The 18,754-nt window shown below is 40.3% G+C and carries 14 protein-coding genes; 13 read left to right on the top strand and 1 reads right to left on the bottom strand.

Annotated elements, in window-relative coordinates; all coding sequences use genetic code 11:
* Positions 1-8 precede the first annotated feature (8 nt).
* From G6R02_RS12940 to G6R02_RS12880, 13 genes are all read left to right on the top strand, one after another.
* Positions 9-521, top strand: coding sequence for a methylated-DNA--[protein]-cysteine S-methyltransferase (locus G6R02_RS12940; protein ID WP_164669654.1), 513 nt, complete (start codon positions 9-11; stop codon positions 519-521).
* Positions 522-584: 63 nt separating this feature from the next.
* A complete protein-coding gene (locus G6R02_RS12935; protein ID WP_164669653.1) occupies positions 585-875 on the top strand; it encodes a DUF5316 family protein in 291 nt (96 codons plus the stop codon).
* Between the two features lie 50 nt (positions 876-925).
* Positions 926-1,774 (top strand): amidase domain-containing protein, encoded by an 849-nt coding sequence (locus G6R02_RS12930; RefSeq protein WP_164669652.1) that lies wholly within the window; start codon positions 926-928, stop codon positions 1,772-1,774.
* A 43-nt stretch (positions 1,775-1,817) separates the two neighbouring features.
* Positions 1,818-2,291 (top strand): tRNA (uridine(34)/cytosine(34)/5-carboxymethylaminomethyluridine(34)-2'-O)-methyltransferase TrmL, encoded by a 474-nt coding sequence (trmL, locus tag G6R02_RS12925; protein ID WP_164669651.1) that lies wholly within the window; start codon positions 1,818-1,820, stop codon positions 2,289-2,291.
* A 560-nt stretch (positions 2,292-2,851) separates the two neighbouring features.
* Positions 2,852-5,716, top strand: a complete 2,865-nt coding sequence (locus G6R02_RS12920; RefSeq protein WP_164669650.1) for a 2-oxoglutarate dehydrogenase E1 component — start codon at positions 2,852-2,854, stop codon at positions 5,714-5,716.
* A complete protein-coding gene (gene odhB, locus G6R02_RS12915) occupies positions 5,703-6,971 on the top strand; it encodes a 2-oxoglutarate dehydrogenase complex dihydrolipoyllysine-residue succinyltransferase (protein WP_164669649.1) in 1,269 nt (422 codons plus the stop codon). Before G6R02_RS12920 ends, odhB begins: the two co-directional genes overlap by 14 nt.
* Before the next feature lie 272 nt (positions 6,972-7,243).
* Positions 7,244-9,547, top strand: coding sequence for an RNA polymerase recycling motor HelD (gene helD, locus G6R02_RS12910; RefSeq protein ID WP_164669648.1), 2,304 nt, complete (start codon positions 7,244-7,246; stop codon positions 9,545-9,547).
* 139 nt (positions 9,548-9,686) lie between these two features.
* On the top strand, positions 9,687-10,976 hold the full coding sequence (locus G6R02_RS12905) for an NCS2 family permease (RefSeq protein WP_164669647.1): 1,290 nt from the start codon (positions 9,687-9,689) through the stop codon (positions 10,974-10,976).
* 225 nt (positions 10,977-11,201) lie between these two features.
* Positions 11,202-12,392, top strand: coding sequence for a NupC/NupG family nucleoside CNT transporter (locus G6R02_RS12900; protein ID WP_164669646.1), 1,191 nt, complete (start codon positions 11,202-11,204; stop codon positions 12,390-12,392).
* 138 nt (positions 12,393-12,530) lie between these two features.
* Positions 12,531-13,604: an undecaprenyldiphospho-muramoylpentapeptide beta-N-acetylglucosaminyltransferase gene (locus tag G6R02_RS12895; protein ID WP_164669645.1), complete on the top strand. Its 1,074-nt coding sequence runs from the start codon at positions 12,531-12,533 to the stop codon at positions 13,602-13,604.
* An 809-nt stretch (positions 13,605-14,413) separates the two neighbouring features.
* Positions 14,414-15,424, top strand: a complete 1,011-nt coding sequence (locus G6R02_RS12890; protein WP_164669644.1) for an ABC transporter substrate-binding protein — start codon at positions 14,414-14,416, stop codon at positions 15,422-15,424.
* A gap of 65 nt (positions 15,425-15,489) precedes the next feature.
* On the top strand, positions 15,490-16,347 hold the full coding sequence (locus G6R02_RS12885) for an ABC transporter permease (protein WP_164669643.1): 858 nt from the start codon (positions 15,490-15,492) through the stop codon (positions 16,345-16,347).
* Positions 16,347-17,555: a quaternary amine ABC transporter ATP-binding protein gene (locus tag G6R02_RS12880; RefSeq protein WP_164669642.1), complete on the top strand. Its 1,209-nt coding sequence runs from the start codon at positions 16,347-16,349 to the stop codon at positions 17,553-17,555. The genes G6R02_RS12885 and G6R02_RS12880 overlap by 1 nt, the downstream gene beginning before the upstream one ends.
* Before the next feature lie 62 nt (positions 17,556-17,617).
* Here the strand turns inward: G6R02_RS12880 and G6R02_RS12875 are convergent, their stop codons facing one another.
* A complete protein-coding gene (locus G6R02_RS12875; RefSeq protein WP_484606976.1) occupies positions 17,618-18,727 on the bottom strand; it encodes a Ger(x)C family spore germination protein in 1,110 nt (369 codons plus the stop codon).
* Positions 18,728-18,754: the final 27 nt, after the last annotated feature.

Below are 18,754 nucleotides of genomic sequence, written 5' to 3'. Positions count from 1 at the left end.
GTATTTCGATGGAGCTTTATTATGATGAAATGAAGTCACCGGTTGGGACATTACTGATTATCAGCGATGGTGAAAAGGTTGTGCGGATTGAATATGGTTCAATGGCTGATTTAGACGAAAAGATGGCAAAATGGGCAAATCGCTATTTTGATAACCCATCATTTGTTAAAAATCCGGACAAAGTGAAGAACGCCGAGTCTGAGCTTCAGGATTATTTTCAAAATAAGCGTCAGGACTTTTCTATTGAATTTGAATATCATGGAACACCTTTTCAAAAAAAGGTCTGGCAGGCTTTATTTGATACGATTCCATTTGGTGAAACAAAAACGTATAAAGATATTGCGGAAACAATCGGCAAACCAAAAGCTGTCCGTGCTGTTGGAGGAGCTGTCAATAAAAACCCGTTTTCGATTGTTGTTCCATGTCACCGTGTGATTGGAGCGAATGGCAAGATGGTTGGGTATAACGGCGGACTGGATAAAAAAGAATACCTGCTCAACCACGAATTGACGGTGTTGTGAAACTTTTCCATTGACTCTCCCGTAATTAAGATAACAGCTTTCTTATCGAGGGGGGGATGTCAATTGAAGAAATCCTTTTTCTATGGTACCGGTGTCGCATTACTGCTGTTGGTGGTTGGATTTGTTAGCGGCAATGCAGACCTGTTTGGGAAGGTCGCAGTTGGTATTGGAGTCTTTTTCCTAATCATTGCCGGCCTGACGAGTGGAGCTTTTGTCAGTGGTGCACAGCTGCACGCCAATTATGCAACAGAAACGAAGCAAGGTCGAGCTGGACGACAAAAAGCGATGTTCATTTCCGGTATTGTTATGGTTCCACATTTTCTTGTTGGTATTGTCCTTCTCTATTTATTATAATTCTTGGACAATCTCCTTTTCCATATAGTATTTATGGAGGGGATTTTTTTATGGAAAAATTGAAGGAGTTCTGGGAGGATTTTTTTCAATCTGAGCGGAAGGAAAGTGATTGGTGGGAACGTAAAAAAGCCTTATGCAGGGATAGGGAAGCAGAAATAGCCCGGATTAGCGGGGAGGGGCAATTTTTTGAAAAAGTCCGCTGCTCGAATAAAACAAGTTATCAGTATTTGTTGCATTTATCTTTCCTGATGAAACAGCATGATCAATTTATCAGGGAGGAGCAGGTTGTCCCGTTTCAGTTTTCCATCGAGAATGGGCAAATTACGGACCATAAAGCAGTTGAAATTCCGAAATTGGAAGATACCCCGCCATCACTGGAAATGAGATCATTGCGTAACCAAGCGGAGGATGAACGTTTCTCCTATGACCGACGTGCTGCAGTGCAATACGCGGAACGCTGGTGGAACAGCTATAATCCGGCTTATCGAAAATTCGATGTGGATTGTACAAACTACGTGTCGCAATGCCTCCGGGCTGGAGGCGCTCCGATGCGAGGTGCGCCTGATCGGGGGAACGGCTGGTGGTATCAGTCGGATAACTGGAGCTACAGCTGGGCGGTTGCCCATTCGCTGAGATGGTATTTGAGCGGTTCAACAGCCGGGCTGACCGGAAAAGAAGTGGATTCGGCAAGTGATCTTATCCCGGGTGATGTTATTTGTTATGATTTCCAGGGAACTGGCAGGTTTGATCATAATACATTCGTAGTTGCCAAAGACGCATATGGTATGCCACTTGTAAATGCGCATACTGACAATAGTCGTAATCGCTATTGGTCCTATGAAGACTCGACTGCATGGACGCCTGATATTCAATATAAATTTTTCCGGATCGGTGAGTAATGGTATAATGGATAGGTTATTAAGAAAGCAAGGAGAATGAACAGTGAGTTTAAATATAGTACTATATCAACCGGAAATCCCTGCAAATACCGGGAATATTGCCAGAACCTGCTTAGCTACCGGTGCGACGCTTCATTTAGTTCACCCGCTGGGCTTTTCAACAGACGACAAAATGGTACGGCGTGCTGGGCTGGACTACTGGAAGCATGTAGATATTCGCGAATACGATTCAATCGAAGAGTTATATGAGACATATCCTGACGGGACTTATTTTTATATAGAAAATTTTGGAACAGCGTATTATACAGATTATGATTACAGTAATATTAATGAGGATTTATTTTTTGTGTTTGGTCGTGAATCAGACGGTATTCCGAAAACGCTTCTCGAAGGAAAAGAGGATAAGTGTCTGCGGATTCACATGAGTGATAAAGTCAGATCGCTGAACCTGTCCAACACAGCGGCGATTATTATTTTTGAAGCATTAAGGCAGCGCGGGTTTTCCGGGTTGGAATAGAGGGTGGCTTTAATTCGGTTAGATAGATGAAGGACGTTTCACAGGCACTTAGGCTATGTTTTGTCCTTCATAAAGGATGTGAAAGCGAAACTGTCTTCATTTTCAATTTGATTTTGGAAGTTCATAAAAATCCCGTACCACTTTACTTGTGATACGGGATTTTTTCGTTAGCTTTTTTATTGATTATCTTTAGGTACTCCCGGTTTTGCATCATACCCTGAAGTGAAGCATGAGACTAAAAACGTAACAATAACGCCCATTAAAAGTGCTAATTTCATGACGTTTCCTCCTTCTCTCTATATAGAAAGTATGTACAATTATAATTATGCCCTTATTATACCGAATAATTACCATAATGTGAACCATGAGAAATGCATGATAACAGAAATGTCAAAAATGGCTAAAATTAAATAATTCAGAAAGCTTCTTCCTTTATTGTTTCTATTATTAAAATAGGGTATATTAGTTGATGAAGTTACAGTAGAGTTCTATAATGAATGAAGAGTGTTAAAGGGCCGTTTAACAACGGAGAAAGTTAACTACTAATGGGGGTATTAGACGTGGTACAGAATGAGGAATCCAAAGAGAGATTCTGGGGAAAATTTCATGGTCCCAACATTGGATACATTGAAGAGCAATATGACCTGTACAAAGAGGATCCTGAAGCAGTAGATCCATCTTTTAAAGAAATGTTTGATCAATATGGATCCCCTGTCTGGCTGTCTCAATCTGAAAGAACAGCACAACCAGCGTCCCAATCAGCACCATCCACAAATGATATCAAAAAGCTAACCTCAGCAATGAAACTTGTTGAGGCTATTCGTCGTTTTGGGCACCTTGATGCTGATATTTACGCAGTGGGAAGCAGGGAACGTTCAACTGAACTGATTGATCCGAAAACATATGGATTAACGGAAGAAGATTTACGGAATATGCCTGCATCATGGTTGTGGGAACAATCCCCAAATGATGTGGAAAATGGGTTTGAAGTCATCCAAAGACTGAAAGAACTCTATTCCGGAACAATTACATTTGAGTATGATCATGTTAATAACGATGATGAGCGAAAATGGTTATTGGAACGTATTGAGTCAGGAAAATTTCATCTGGCACTTTCCAATGAAGAGCAGAGACAGTTGCTTGAACGTCTTGCTCATGTGGAAGGTTTCGAAGGATTTTTACAAAAAACATTTGTCGGACAAAAGCGTTTTTCGATTGAAGGACTGGAAGCGATGGTCCCAATGCTTGACCGTATTGTTAAATATGCTACAGAAGACAAAATTGAACACATTATGATGGGCATGGCTCATCGGGGCCGTTTAAGCGTGCTGGCTCATGTTTTGGGCAAGCCATATGACAGGATTTTTTCAGAATTTCACCATTCACCAGATAAAGAGTTAATCCCTTCTGAAGGTTCGACAGGAGTTACCTATGGCTGGACAGGTGATGTGAAGTATCACTTTGGTGCAACAAAGGACTTAAAAGAAGGTGACGAGACGACCACACGTATTACACTTGCGCATAATCCGTCACATTTGGAATTTGTCAATCCGGTTGTGGAAGGTTTTGCTCGTGCTGCACAGGATGACCGTTCTGAAAAGGGGTATCCAAAACAGAATTACGAAAAAGCAGTAAGTGTATTGATTCATGGTGATGCAGCGTTTATCGGTGAAGGTGTAGTTGCTGAAACATTGAATTTAAGCGGTTTGCCAGGTTACAAGACAGGTGGAACGCTTCATATTATTGCGAACAACCTGGTTGGCTATACAACCAATCAGAAAGATGGCCGGTCAACACGATATGCAAGTGACCTGGCTAAGGGATTTGAGATTCCGATTATTCATGTGAATGCGGATGATCCAATTGCTTGTGTCTCAGCAATCGCAATTGCCTATGAGTATCGCAAGAAATTTAATAAGGACTTCCTGATTGATCTGGTAGGTTATCGCCGTTACGGGCACAATGAAATGGATGAACCGCGGACAACACAGCCATACCTTTATCAGGAAATTGACAATCATCCAACCGCAGCAAATGTTTTCGCGGATCGATTAAAGGTTAATGGTGTTGTAGATAAAGATCAATTTGAAAAAATAAAAGATCAGGTCCAATCAAGTCTGCGCGATATTTATGATGGTATGAAAGAGAACAAGTCAGGAGCAGCGGAATCTAAACGTATGCCAAAAGTATTGGCGAATGGTCTTGATAAATATGAAACTGCAGTCCCGCTTGATGATCTGAAAACATTAAATGCCGGATTATTAAAACGTCCGGAAGGGTTTAATGGATTCAGAAAGCTTGAAAAAATTCTCAAGCGTCGTGAAAATGTCCTGGAAGAAGGGAATAAAGCTGACTGGGGAGCCGGAGAGGCTTTAACATATGCATCTATTTTGAAAGATGGAATTCCGATCCGTTTAACCGGTCAGGACACAGAACGTGGTACATTTGCACACAGACATATGGTCCTGCATGATGTCAAAACTGGTGAAACATACAGTCCGTTGCATGGATTGGATGAAGCTGAAGCATCGTTTGATATCCGCAACAGTCCGCTTTCAGAAGCTGGTGTATTAGGATTTGAATATGGTTACAGTGTTCAGTCACCAAATACATTGGTTATTTGGGAAGCACAGTTTGGTGATTTCGCCAACGCCGGTCAGGTTATTTTTGATCAATTTATCTCGGCAAGCCGAGCTAAGTGGGGCGAAAAATCAAACATGGTAATGTTACTGCCGCATGGATATGAAGGACAGGGACCTGAGCATTCAAGTGCCCGTCTGGAACGCTTCCTGCAGCTTGCTGCTGAGAATAATTGGATTGTTGCAAATGTCACATCGGCAGCGCAATTTTTCCATTTGATGCGGAGACAGGCAGCAATGCGTGATAAGGAAGAGGCACGTCCATTAGTGCTGATGACACCGAAGAGCTTATTGCGTAATCAGCGGGTTGCATCTGCTGCCAAGGAATTTGCTGAAGGAAAATTTGAACCACTGAGACAGCAGCCTAACCTGAAAGTCAGCAAGAAAAATGCCAAGCGTTTACTGATTGGCAGTGGTAAAATAATGGTGGATATTGAAGAAGCAATCGATAACTCAGAAAAGAATTTCGATTGGCTTCGGGCAATGCGATTGGAGCAAATCTATCCATTCCCTAAAAAAGAATTGGAAAAAGTGTTAAAAGAACTTCCTAACCTTGAGGAAATTGTTTGGGTGCAGGAAGAACCGCAAAATATGGGCAGCTGGGACTTTGTGGATGATTATTTAAGAGAATTATTAAAGACAGGGCAAACATTGCGGTATATTGGTCGTCCGGATCGTTCATCACCAGCAGTTGGTGAGCCAAATGTACACAAAACCGAGCAAAATCAAATCATACAGGAAGCGATAATTGAGTCAAAAGGAGGAGATTCCAGTGAACGAAATTAAAATTCCAGAGCTTGCAGAGTCCATTACGGAAGGTACAATTGCCGAATGGCTGGTGAAGAAGGGTGACAAAATTGAAAAAGGTGATCCGGTTGTAGAACTGGAAACAGACAAAGTCAATGTTGAAGTTAACTCTGATTTTGCCGGTATTATCACAGAAGTTTTACGTGAAGAAGGCGATGATGTCGAGGTTGGAGATGCAATCGCCAAGGTGGATGAAAACGGCCAGGCAGGCGGCGATGATTCTGCTGAAGCATCAAAAGAGGAATCCAGTGAGGCCCCTAAAGAAGAACCTAAGAAAGAAGAAGCGAAAGAGCCTGCTAAAGAAGAAAAGCAGGAAGAATCTTCCGATGATAAACAGGACGTAATCGCTTCTCCTGCAGCTCGGAAGCGTGCCCGCGAGCTTGGTATTGATTTAAGTAAGGTACAGGCACGTGACCCGTTAGGCCGTATTCGACCAGAGGATGTTGAATCTGCAGCAAAAGGCGGCAGTGAGCAGAAACAATCAAAACCGGCTAAGAAAGAAGCTCCAAGCAGTGAAAAAACCGAGTTTGATAAACCTGTTGAACGTGTGAAAATGTCACGTCGCCGTCAAACAATTGCAAATCGTCTTGTTGAAGTTCAACATGAAGCAGCAATGTTAACTACTTTTAACGAAGTGGATATGACGAATATCATGAAACTTCGCAGTGAAAGAAAAGAAAACTTCTTGAAAAAGCATGATGTGAAGCTTGGCTTTATGTCCTTCTTTACAAAAGCTGTAATTGGCGCATTAAAAGATTTCCCTTATATCAATGCGGAAATTCAGGGTAATGAACTTGTCCTGAAGAAGTTCTATGATATCGGTATTGCAGTATCAACAGAGGAAGGCCTGGTAGTACCAGTTGTTCGCGATGCCGACAAATTGGATTTCGCCGGTGTTGAACGTGAAATCGGCAACCTTGGTAAAAAAGCAATCAATAAAGAACTGAAAATGCAGGATATGCAAGGTGGAACATTTACGATTACAAACGGCGGTACGTTTGGATCAATGCTGTCAACACCTATTCTGAACGCACCGCAAGTTGGAATTCTTGGCATGCATAACATCCAGAAACGTGCAATGGTAATGCCGGACGATTCCATTGAAGTACGTCCAATGATGTATCTTGCACTGTCATATGACCACCGGATTGTTGACGGTAAAGACGCTGTACAATTCCTGGTACGTATAAAAGAGCTGCTGGAAGATCCTTACGATTTATTACTTGAAGGCTAATTGAATAATTAAAGAAACCCTGCATTGATGAAAGTCAGTGCGGGGTTTCTTTATGTAGAAGAAGAGCCTGCTTTGAAAGAATTTCAAAAAGCAGGCTCTGGTTATTTTTGTATTAAGTTTGCTAAAAAAAGTTGCACAACAAAATTTAGCATGGTATTATAAATTAGTTACTGTTATTTTTCATTTTTAAAGTATAATAATATCCATTTCAATTATATCAACTTTAAAAATGAATGTCAAATGGAAAATTAAAATAGAATGGGGTTGGTTGCTTGAATCAAGCAGAAAATCGTTCAGATGAACAGCGAAGAGTGAATCAAGTCATTCAGGAAATTGGCATTAGAGAAGAAAAGCTGTATTCCAAATCATCCGGATTGAAGGAAAGCGTAATCAATCTTCGTAAAAACTTTTGGGAAGATGTGACGGTTAATTTGGATGAACCCGACGACGTGATTGAAACACAGGCAAGCATTAAACAACAGGCGGAATTGCTATCTGAAAGGGAACGTTCCCATGGGAAAATCGGTGAGGAACTTAAAACACTTAGTAAACTTAAAGATTCACCTTATTTCGGACGGATTGATTTTGCGGAAGATCCAGATAATGTGATGGAACAAATTTATATTGGTATTTCATCTTTAATGGATCATGTGAATGAAGATTTTCTTGTCTATGATTGGCGTGCCCCTATTTCAAGTTTGTATTATGATTATCCACCTGGTGAAGCCGCCTACGAAACAATTGATGGTACGATTACCGGGAAGATTTCGCTGAAGCGTCAGTTTATCATTAGACAAGGTGTCATTAAAGGGATGTTTGACACAGGTGTAACGATCGGTGATCAGCTTTTGCAGCAAGCTCTTGGAAATAACGCCAGTACGACGATGAAGAGTATTGTAGCAACCATTCAGCAGGAACAAAATAAAATAATTCGAAACGAACGGAGCAAGCTTTTAATTGTACAGGGTTCGGCAGGAAGCGGTAAAACATCAGCAGCATTGCAGCGTATAGCATACCTGATGTACCGGTATCGTGAGGACCTGGATCCTGATAATGTTGTTCTGTTTTCACCAAATCCATTATTCACCAGCTATATAGCTAATGTATTGCCGGAGCTCGGCGAAGCAAATGTCCGGCAATCAACTTTTCAGGACTATATAAGAGAGCGGATAGACGAAACTATTTCCATTGAGTCTCCTTTTGAGCAGATGGAATATGTACTCACTCAAGAAGGGATGGCCGGGTATGCTGTACGAATGAAAAATATAAATTATAAGTCGAGCACAGATTTTAAAAATCAGATAGATGAGTTTGTCTCGCACCTGGAAAGTGGCGGAATTCATTTTAAAAATATTACCCTGCAAAAAAACATCATCATTTCAAAAGAACAGATAAACGATTATTTTTATTCGCTGGACAGTTCCATTGCGATTCCCAATAAAATGGAACTTGTTACAAAATGGCTGTTAAAAGAATTACGAAAGCGTCAGGAGGAGGAAAAAGACAAAGACTGGGTAATGGAGCGGGTTGAACTGTTGGATAAAGAGGATTATTTAAAAGCCTATTACAGAAATCAGGAAATTGATGATGATGACCCGACAATAGAGGAAGACGTTTTACGCTCTGAGGTTGTTAAACGTGTATTTTCTTCTATCAAAAAACGTGTAAAACACTTGGACTTTGTTAATATTCCAAAAGCCTACTATCAGTTATTTACAGGGTGGACTCCGAAGGAAAAGCCAGTATATTGGAATGAAATATGTGAGCAGACCGCAAAAAACCTGACGCAAAACCATTTAACCTGGGAAGATGCAACACCTTATCTTTATTTTAAGAATAGATTATTGGGCGCGGATTCCGATCGATCAGTACGACATCTATTTATTGATGAAGCACAGGATTTCTCAGCATTTCAGTTTGCATATTTAAATTTTCTTTTTCCATATACCCGAATGACATTACTGGGGGATATCAACCAGGCAATATTTGTGAATACGGCGGAAAATAATCCACTGCTTCCGGAAAAGGTTGAGGAGTCGCACGAGCGAATTACGCTTTCCAAAAGCTATCGGTCCACCAGACAGATTGTTGAATTTACAATGAACTTTGCACCGGGTGATGAAGCGATTGAGCCGTTTAATCGAGACGGAGATAAACCGCAGCTCATCAGACCAGTCAACGGTGCAGGTCAAATTGATTCATTGATGGAATCCGTACGGAAACTAAAGGATAAGGGTAATGAAACGATAGCGATAATATGTAAAACAATGCAGGAAAGTAATTTTGTCTTCAATCTGATAAAAGAAAAACTTTCGGCAAAAGAAATAAATGAAGAAACGTACACATTTGAAAAGGGACTGCTCGTTCTTCCCGTATACTTGGCAAAGGGGATTGAATTTGATGCGGTAGTTATTCCCGATTCATCAATCCAAACATACTCCAGAGATTTGGATAGAACCCTTTTCTATACAGCATGCACAAGGGCTATCCACGATTTGGTCATGATAAGTGAACAGGAACCGTGTTCGTTTATCAGTAGCACACCTAACACAAAATATGAAGAGATAAAAATGTGAATGGTTCAGAGGAAGGCAGTCAACCGCCTGCTTTCTCAGACATCGCTTGAAAAAAAGCTCCGGAACTATTGCAATTATCATCAAAAACGAATATTATAGTAAATGTTTGCTAATATTATTCGTTAGTAAGGTGATATAAATGGAGAAACAATTTAAACTTAAACAAAATAATACAAATATCCGAACAGAGTTTATTGCAGGTTTTACGACATTCCTGACAATGGTTTATATTGTGGTAGTAAACCCGGCTATTCTATCAGCAGCGGGAGTACCATTTGATCAGGTCTTCATGGCTACAATAATTTCTGCAGTTGTTGGTACGGTATATATGGCGCTTTTTGCTAATTATCCTATCGCGATTGCCCCGGGAATGGGGTTAAATGCTTATTTCGCAAGTGTTGTCGCGTCACAAGGATTATCTTATCAGGTTGTATTTGGAACAGTATTGTTAGCTGGTGTTCTGTTTGTTTTACTGAGTTTTACGAAATTGCGTGAGACGTTGATCTGGGCAATACCATCTTCACTGAAATTTGGAATAACATCCGGGATAGGTTTATTCATAGCGTTTCTTGGATTGAAAATGTCTGGTATTGTCGTGCCTAATGAAGCAAATATGATCGGATTTGGCGACCTGCATCAGCCTATGACGCTATTAACACTGGCAGGACTGTTCATTACATTATTTTTAATGGCAAGGAACATTAGAGGCGCATTATTTTTAGGTATGCTGGCCACTGGAGTTATTGCATACTTTACTGGGCAGTTGCAATTTGAAGGATTGGCTTCAGCACCCCCAATGCCCGTCTTCTTTGACATCGATATTGGCGGAGTGTTTGCCAACAGTTTGTATACAGTAGTCTTTGCATTTTTACTGGTGACTATTTTTGATACGACCGGAACACTTATTGGCGTGGCAGAACAGGCAGGGTTTATGAGAAATGGGAAAATGCCGCGGGCAAAATCAGCACTACTGGCTGATGCTACGGCAACTACTGTTGGTTCGATGTTTGGTACAAGCCCTTCAACTGCATATGTCGAATCCACTTCAGGTGTCGCAGCTGGTGGTAGAACAGGTCTTACTTCATTAGTTGTAGCAGGATTATTTGCGCTTTCCATGTTCTTTTCGCCAATCATTGGTGTGATAGCGAATATCCCGGCGATAACGGCTCCTGTTTTAATCATCGTGGGCTGCTTTATGATGGAAGGCCTAGCACGAATTGATTGGAAAACATTTGACGAGGCATTTCCGGCATTTGCGATTATTTTGATGATGCCAATGACTTCCAGCATCGCAACCGGGATTTCGGTTGGCTTTATAACCTATCCGTTGCTGAAACTGGTCAGTGGAAAAGGGAAAGACGTCCATTGGATTTTATACTTCTTTTGTGCAGTCTTCGTGCTGCAAATGATCTTTTTCCCGGCACACTAGAATATTTTTTGTTAACCCCCGGTGAGCGAGTGGCTTGCCGGGGCTTTCTGTTTGGCAGAGGGAGTCCTATGTTAGAAATCTGAAATTTGGGGAACTACTAAAACAGTTGACCGTTTGTAAAATATTCCACTTGCAAGACGTCTGACAACCTGCTAAAATCGCTATCGGATAAGTTAACTGAAAGCAGTTACAATAACTATTTATACTATAAGGGAGGCTGCATCCGTGGATATTCTTCTCGGGTTTTTAGCAATCATCGTCGTCCTCGGACTGGCATTTTTAATGTCGAATGACAAGAAAAATATAAACTATATTGGTTTGATTGTCATGCTGGCAGCGCAATTTTTACTAACATGGTTTATGTTTTCAACTAAATTGGGCCAGACAATCATTAAAGGGATTTCAGCCGGATTTAATAAGTTAATTGAATTTGGTACGGATGGTGTCAACTTTATCTTAGGCGGTGTGGCACGAACAGAGGGTGGCAGTATTTTCTTCTTTGATGTGTTACTGCTTATCATCTTCTTCTCAACGATACTTTCGGTGCTTACGTATCTGAAAATATTACCGCCAATAATTAAATACCTTGGCGGCTTATTATCCAAAATCACAGGATTGCCAAAAGTTGAATCATTTAATGCGGTCAACAGTATCTTTTTTGGTCAATCGGAAGCACTGTTAGCGATTAAATCACAGTTTCACCATTTGGATAAAAATCGCTTATATATTGTGAGTGCATCTGCCATGGGTTCTGTGTCAGCATCAATTGTTGGTGCTTATATTCAGATACTCCCGCCGGAATATGTGCTTGTTGCACTGCCGCTGAACATGTTCAGTGCGTTGATGATCTCATCTGTTATCGCTCCGGTGCGTGTACCGGAAGAAGAAGACCATGTTGACATTAAAGAAGTATCAACGGATAAAAGTATCTTTGAAGCGATGGGCAATGGTGCGCTTGATGGTGGTAAGATTGCCCTGATTGTTGCCGCAATGCTGGTAGCGTTCATTGCTTCACTGAATTTGGTGAACTGGCTTATACAATTTGTGTTTGCCGGGGTTACACTTCAGGAAATATTGGGCTACATTATTGCCCCACTGGGAATTCTGATGGGTATTGCACCTGGTGAAGTAATTGAAGCCGGCGGAATAATGGGTACGAAAATTGTTACAAATGAGTTTGTGGCCATGCTTGAGTTCGAAAAAATGCTTGGAAGTATGTCCGAAAAAACAATCGGAATTGTATCTGTATTCCTGACTAGCTTTGCCAACTTTTCATCGATTGGAATCATCGCCGGTACTGTCCAAGCTATCGACAGCGAAAAAGCGGTTAAGGTGTCCGGCTTTGGTATGAAGCTGTTAATTGGTGCAACACTCGCATCGATCTTATCGGCCACTGTTGCAGGAATTTTCATATAATAACTTTTAAATGCCGTCCTCTTTTGGGCGGTATATTTTTTAAAAACGACACGCTTCCTTTTTATGTTATTTTGGATTAGGATAATAAGTGAAGTATTTATTTCGTTTGTATTGTGGATAGAAGGGAAGTTCATTTTTATGAAGAAAAACCGAATTCTGTTTACGGGTGGAGGTACGGCAGGACACGTAATTGTAAACCTAGCCCTCATTCCAATATTCCAAAGCGAGGGATGGGAAATTGACTACATCGGATCCAAAAATGGAATTGAACGTAAACTGATTGGACAGCTGGATGGTGTAACATATTATCCCATTTCAACCGGTAAACTGAGAAGATATATGTCAAAAGAAAATTTTAAGGACCCATTTAAAGTATTGAACGGAACGATGCAGGCATGGCGTATTATCGGTAGGCGCAAGCCATCGATTATATTTTCAAAAGGAGGCTTTGTTTCCGTGCCTGTCATTATGGCGGCCAAAATGCGTGGCGTACCGGCGGTCATTCATGAATCAGATTTCACTCCCGGTCTTGCTAATAAACTTGCAATACCTTTCGCAAAAAAAGTGCTGGCAACCTTTCCTGAAACCGTTAAGTATCTGCCCGAAAATAAGGCAGAGTATGTCGGGGCTGTCATTCGGGATGAGCTTTTTCAGGGTGATAAGGAAAAAGGACTTGAGCTTTGCGGATTCACCAAAGCAAAGCCTGTGTTACTGATTATGGGCGGAAGCGGCGGTTCGGAAAAAATCAATAACACGGTTCGGACCACTCTTGATGACCTTTTACCGGAGTTCCAAATTGCTCATATTTGCGGTCATGGGAAAATAGACACATCAATTAGCCCCGAAGGATATAAACAATTTGAATATGTAAATGAAGAATTAAAAGATCTTTTTGCAGCAACCGACCTTGTCCTGTCACGGGCAGGGGCAAATGCAATATTTGAATTCCTGGCACTGCGCAAGCCGATGCTGCTCATCCCGCTTTCTAAAAATGCGAGCAGGGGAGACCAGATTATAAACGCACAATCATTTAAGGAAAAAAACTATGCACGGGTGCTGGAAGAAGAGTCATTAAGTGAGGAATCACTGGTACAGGAACTGTTTAAATTGAAAGAACAGGCTCCAGTCATGGTGGACCACATGAAAAAATACCAGAGTGAAAAAGCACGCGACCGGGTGATTGAGATTATTAAGAATACAGGGAAATACTGATTAGTCGATAAAACTGTAGAAACCGCTGATAAATAATAAAACTAAATGAAATGAAACATTCTAATAAGACTAACCGAAAATGCCTTCTTTACGATTCAACGTTATAGGGGCATTTTTTATTTTGACTGTTTTCGTTGACACAAAATCTATAGACTGCGAACTAACTCTGATTAAATACCTAGTGAGACTCTCTTGCCCCGCGGCTGGAATATACTCGCTTTCCGCGGGCAGCTGGTGAGACATCTGAGTGCGCTAGCACGAAGAGGGCTCAGCAGCCGCCCACGGCTAAGAAGACACTGCGAAAACGCACTTTTTGAGCAGATGTCGCCTTGGTACCCGGAGGCGTGAAAGCGAAGTGTATTTCCGGAGCGGCATTAATGTACACATTTTTTTTCAAAGTAGTTCGCATTTCATGTCTAAAACGATATTGAGAGGCAACAAAATTTATGAAAACGGTCTTTGTTTTTAATCCATTAATAATAAATGGAATTAAGCTGCTTAGATAAATGGATGAATATGGAAGCATGCTGTAAAATGAAGTATTTTAAGCAATAATGCAAGTTTTTGGCAGCTAATAACAACTCACTCCATTGAATCATCGTTCATAGCATTTTATAGCTTTATATGCTATTTGATTTAAACAAGTATTTTACCTATTATAAAAAGTGTTGTTAAAAAACATGCATCTTCATTACCACTTCTATTTCCTTCAATCTTTAACACATATTTCTATTCTAGGGTCCCAGTGACGCGTATTTATTTTCAAGGAATATCTGGATGCAAATAAACATAATTAAAGGGGTAATTAAATGAAGAAACTATTATTATTGTTTTCTGCTATTGTATTAGTAGTGCTTTCTGCTTGTGGCGGTTCGGACTCCGGTTCAGGTTCAGAAGGTAAAGTTGAAAAACTGGTATTTGCTGATGCTGGCTGGAACAGTATCAGAGTGCATAACAGTATCGCACAAAAAATTATTGAAGAGGGATATGGCATTGACACAGAGGTAACTCCAGGGTCAACTGCTGCAACTGTTCAAGGGTTAAGAGAAGGCGATATTGACGTTTATATGGAAGTGTGGACCGATAACATTAAGAAAGTTTACAATGAAGCAATTGAGGAAGGCGACATTAAAAAACTTTCCGTAAACTTTGACGACAATGTTCAAGGGTTGTATGTTCCAACATATGTAATTGAAGGCGACCCGGAACGTGGTATTGAGCCAATGGCACCAGATTTAAAAACGGTTGAGGATTTGAAAAACTATCCGGAGCTTTTTGCTGATCCTGCAGAACCAAATAAGGGTCGATTAATTAATGCTCCAAGTGGCTGGGCTATTGAAAAAGCAATTACAAAGAAAATGGAATCCTATGGTTTGAATGAGTCTTTTGTAAACTTCAGACCTGGTTCTGATGCAGCAATTGTTGCGTCACTTGCTGATGCATATAAAGCTGGGGAAGCTTGGGTTGGTTACTACTGGTCACCAACTGCCGTGACAGCTAAATATGATTTAACATTACTGGAAGAGCCGGAATACGATCCGGAAGTTTATGAAAAAACAAAAGCTACCGAAGCACCACCAAACGATGTTGTAGTTGCAGTTCATAAGGATATTCCTGAAGCTGCACCAGATGTGGTGGACTTTCTAAGTAACTATGAAACTAGTGCTGATCTTACTGAACAAGCTTTAAATTATATGAATAAAAATGAGGAAGCTTCTGCGGAAGAGGCAGCAATGTGGTGGATGAAAGAAAATGAAGATGTTTGGACCAGTTGGGTTCCTGAAGACGTGGCCAAAAAAGTCAAGGACTCAATGGAATAAGTTTCTGGGCAGCTGGCCGCTTATCGGTTAGCTGCCTGTTTAATTTTATAAAAAGGGTGTGACCTATGGGGAACTTTCCGGAAATAACTACAAGTCTAGGGGATTACGTTGCGAAATTCGTTAATTTTCTGGATGAATCATTAGAAAGCATATTTGATTTTATCTATTTATTTTCAACACAGATTATAAATGGTATCGAAGAATTTTTAATATGGATGCCTTGGTGGGCATTTATCGTAATAATTGTTTTGCTTGGCTGGTATTTTAAGTCAATTTTTTCAGGTGTTCTATTTGGTGTATTTGTCTTTTTAATCGGGACATTTGAGTTATGGGAAGATATGATGACAACGATTGCGATTGTTGTTACAGCCGTTATCATTTCCCTGGCGCTGGGTATTCCATTAGGCGTTTGGATGGCCTTCAGTAAAGGCTTTTCAACTGTCATGCGGCCAATATTGGATGCGATGCAGACAATGCCTAGTTTTGTATATTTAATCCCGGCAATATTTTTCTTTGGACTGGGAAATGTGTCTGCAATCTTTGCAACATTAATTTATGCCATTCCACCGGTAATCAGGCTGACGGAACTGGCTATCCGGGGTGTGGATAAAGAAGTAATTGAATCTGCACAATCGTTCGGGTCATCCAAGTGGCAAATGCTTTTCAAAATTCAGCTTCCACAAGCCTTGCCTACCATAATGGCCGGGGTGAATCAGACAACAATGATGGCTCTTGCTATGGTTGTAATCGCATCAATGGTTGGCGCACAGGGGCTTGGAGAGCAAGTACTTGTATCCATTAACCAGATCGATATCGCATTAGGATTCGAAGCAGGTATCAGTATTGTATTCCTGGCAATTATTATCGACCGCATTACCGGCGGGGTAGCAGATAAACTCCAGAAGCACAGGAGGGTGAGCTAATGACAACGAAGATAAAGATAGAGCATGTTTCAAAGATTTTCGGTTCGAAGCCCAAGTCGATTATTCCTAAGGTAAAAGAAGGAATGAGCAAAGATGAAATTCTGGCTGAAACAGGTCATACTGTTGGTGTTTATGATGCGTCCTTAGATATACAACAGGGTGAAATCTTTGTAATAATGGGGCTTTCAGGCAGTGGTAAATCAACATTGATCCGGTGCTTTAATTTGTTGAATAAACCTACTGACGGATCAATTTTTATCGATGGGGAAGATATTGTTAAATATAACAGCAAGCAACTTAAAAATGTTCGCCAGCAAAAGATTGCAATGGTTTTCCAGCATTTTGGTCTTTTTAATCATCGGACAATTATGGCGAATGTGGAATATGGGCTTGAAGTACGCAATGTTTCCAAAGAAGAACGACAGGAAATTGCTATGAAAAACATTGAAATAGTTGGTTTAAAAGGCTATGAGGATAAATATCCGGATGAACTTTCCGGGGGTATGCAGCAGCGGGTAGGATTGGCGCGTGCACTTGCTAATGATCCGGATATTCTGTTGATGGATGAACCGTTCAGTGCATTGGATCCCTTAATTCGCCGTGAAATGCAGCTTGAGCTTCTTGATATTCAGGATCGCCTGAAAAAGACGATTATATTTATCACACATGATGTGAATGAGGCATTCAAACTGGGTGACCGGGTAGCAGTTATGAAAGATGGTAAGATTAATCAGGTAGGTACGCCTGAAGAAATTATTGATAAACCGGCAAATGACTATATTTCCGATTTCATTAAGGACATTGACCGGTCCAAAGTATTTCAGGCGGAACACATTATGATAAAGCCTAATGCACTTGTTTCACTGAAAGATGGCTTAAACGTCGCACGCAAAGAAATGGAAGAAAACGGAATATCCAGTGTATTTGTTGTGGATCGCGGAAGACATATTAAAGGTTTAGTGACAATCGACGATGCCATTAAAGGGTTAAAAGAGAAAAAAACGCTCGAAGATGTATTGCGGCAGAACGTAACCATTGTTAAAAATGATGAATATGTAAGTGACCTGATTCCAAAAGCGCTGGAATCGAGTGTTCCACTTGCGGTTGTGAACGACGATGACAAACTGATAGGATTTATTTTACGTGTTCACGTATTGTCAGGACTTACTTCAGACGATGTGGAAGAAAGTCCAGAATATCATATGTAAATCAAAAAACCGGCCTTTAATGAGGTCGGTTTTTTTGCTGAACAGGTTTGCTTTATAAGTTATTATGGTGTTGTACCATGGCGTAAAATCTTTACGTTTACATTAAAATCCACACTGATATCCGGAAATTTATTGCGCCATTCCTGTTTCTTAAGCTTCTCATCTGTTTTGTTAGCACGGTAAACAGTGCCATAACCAAATGGGTCTGCATTCAGTCCCTGCATTTTCTTCAATAATTTTTCAAATTGTTGTTTAATATCTTTTTCCAATTCCTTTTCCATCTTGGCAATTACTTTTGGATTATCAATGTTTATTTCCTTAGATATCTCTGACATGTTTACATTTAAGTTAATGTTCGTTCGATATTTTAAACCATTGGGGTCTGTCATCTTTGTGCTGCTTTTTCCATTTAAAACAGTCAAAATCACATGAAAATTATCATTATCATTATCATTTTCAATTTGTTCGGCTTTTTTTATATTGTCTTTAAACGGTTTAATCGGTAAAGAAATTTCCAGATTTGCCTGTTCAATCGATTTCTTAAAAATATTTATTATATATGCTTGTTCGACAGGTATCTGACCCACATATTTATCATCTTTGAAAATTGCCAGTGAACTTAAGGCTGGCGGACCATTTTTTACACTTAAAACAGGAAGAAATGGATCTTGTCCGACATCATAATAATAATGAATAAAGTCCTGTATGGTAACTCGCGGAATTACATAATCCTCAACACTCTGCAGGATCAACTCATATAAATATTTCCCGGTATGTACCGATCCCTTTTCATTTGAAGCCTGAATAACCTCTTTGGCAGTAGTATTACTAACTGTCAGAAACATTGTATCTGACACTTTTGCATCACGAATTAACGTATCCAAGTAATCCATTAAGCCTTTCTTTGCTGTCTCTTTTCCATATATCTCCATACGAATCTGCCCCGGAGTAAGTTCGAAGCTGGTTTTAGAATTTGCGTTTCTGCGCGCACCTTTTACTGTGTTTCCTACTCCCGTAATAGTCTCTGAGATTTCCTTATTCTGTGAATCAAATTTAAAAATAACCAGCGTTGTTCTAATTTTATCTTCATCTAACATGTCAATCCCTCGTGTATTAATAATCCCGAGGTCTTCAAGTATTGTAGGCTGCACACATCCAGTGAGAAAAAACATTAAAAGTAGCAATATGCAGATGTTTTT

Source organism: Virgibacillus doumboii, from assembly GCF_902806455.1.
In the GTDB taxonomy this organism is placed as follows: domain Bacteria; phylum Bacillota; class Bacilli; order Bacillales; family Amphibacillaceae; genus Lentibacillus; species Lentibacillus doumboii.
Note: the sequence above shows the minus strand (reverse complement) of the source record. Positions and strands in the feature narration are given on the sequence as shown.